This window comes from Stenotrophomonas sp. 05L44_2 (assembly GCF_056665995.1).
In genome coordinates this window covers 1-1,379 of record NZ_JBFTNR010000908.1, presented here as the reverse complement: position 1 = coordinate 1,379, position 1,379 = coordinate 1, and the positions used below count along the sequence as shown (strand labels likewise).

The 1,379-nt window shown below is 66.1% G+C and carries 3 protein-coding genes; 1 reads left to right on the top strand and 2 read right to left on the bottom strand.

Annotated features, from left to right (window positions below; genetic code table 11):
- The coding region (locus tag AC1VAN_RS21880; protein WP_480986751.1) for a mechanosensitive ion channel domain-containing protein at positions 1–471 on the bottom strand (471 nt) is incomplete at its 3' end.
- Positions 472–506: 35 nt separating this feature from the next.
- Positions 507–686, bottom strand: coding sequence for a hypothetical protein (locus AC1VAN_RS21875; RefSeq protein WP_282280596.1), 180 nt, complete (start codon positions 684–686; stop codon positions 507–509).
- A gap of 126 nt (positions 687–812) precedes the next feature.
- On the opposite strand from AC1VAN_RS21875, the gene AC1VAN_RS21870 reads away from it, so the two are divergent.
- Positions 813–1,379 (top strand): RNA polymerase sigma factor (locus tag AC1VAN_RS21870; RefSeq protein ID WP_480986750.1); only part of this gene is annotated, 567 nt, incomplete at its 3' end.

Sequence of the window (1,379 nt, the reverse complement as noted above, 5' to 3'; positions counted from 1 at the left end):
CTGCAGCGTGGTGTAGATCAGGTTCACGTCGATCACCCGGCCCTTCAGCCCGGGCTTTTCGCCGTTCTCCAGCACTTCGATGTAGTCATGCAGGCGGAACGGTCGCGTGGTGAAGATCAGCAGCGTGCAGAAGATGTTGGACAGCACGCTCCAGGCCGCGAAGAACGCCACCGCGCCCACCGCAGCGAAACCGGTGAAGGCCGTCCACAGCACCGAGGGCGATGCACCGAGCAGGCTGAGGATGTACAGCACCGCGCTGAAATAGACCACGAAGCTGGTGATCCGGCGCGCGCCCATCACCATTTCCGGCGGCAGCGTGTAGTGGTCGGCGAAGCGGCGGATCAGGCGCCGCGCCAGCACCCGCACCAGCCAGGCGGCGAGCAGGGTGATCAGGATCTGCAGGGCGATCCCGATGTCATGCAGCCAGGGGTGGGTCCAGGCGGGCAGGTGGTCCTTCAGCGACAACATCATGGGGCGACAACGTGTGACGGAAACGGGGCTTGATGTTACCCGGCGCGTGTCGACGTTTCGACCGCCTGTGCCCAGGCAAGGCAGACAAGGTCCTGTTTGTGCTGCTGCAGGCAGGCGCGGCCGCTTTCGGCACGCCAGTGCAGGGAAACGTCGAACGCCTGCAGCAGCATGCAGGTCGCGATCGCCAGCAGGGCGGCGCAGGAAGGGCTGGACATGGGATGCTCCTGGCCGGGCAGGCCTGCGGGGGACCTGTGATGGATGCAGCCAGGCGCGAAAAGGTTGCAACCGAAAAGCGCTCCGGAAGATCTAAACCTTTTTCCGGCAGGCCGCATCCAACGGATATGCTCGACACCACCATGCCCGCGCCGCCTGCCGCCAACGACGTCGTCGACGAAACCGCCTTGGTACGTGCAGCGGCGGCCGGCGATACCGCTGCCTATGAACAGCTGTATCGGCAGCATGCGCCGCGGGTGTTTGCCACCCTGTGGCGGCTGTGTGGCGGGCAGCAGGCGCGTGCCGAGGATGCACTGCAGGAAGCGTTCCTGCAGGCATGGAAGGCACTGCCCGGCTTCCGTTTCGAGAGCAGCCTGTCGACCTGGCTGCATCGGTTGGGAGTGAACGCCGCGCTGATGGAACTGCGCGGTCGTGCCGCCGGGCATGACCACGACAGCCTGGACGACGTGGACGGTGGGCTGCCGGAGATGGCGGTGCATGACGGCTGCGCCGGCACCGAACGCGACCTGGAACGCGCGTTGGCGACCCTGCCGCCGCGCGCGCGTGCGGTCTTGGTGCTGCACGATATCGAAGGCTGGAAAGAACATGAAATCGCCGGCCAGCTGCAGCTGGAGGTCGGCAGTTCCAAAGCACAGCTGCATCGCGAGCGTGGCCTGCTGCGCGCGCGCCTGGGA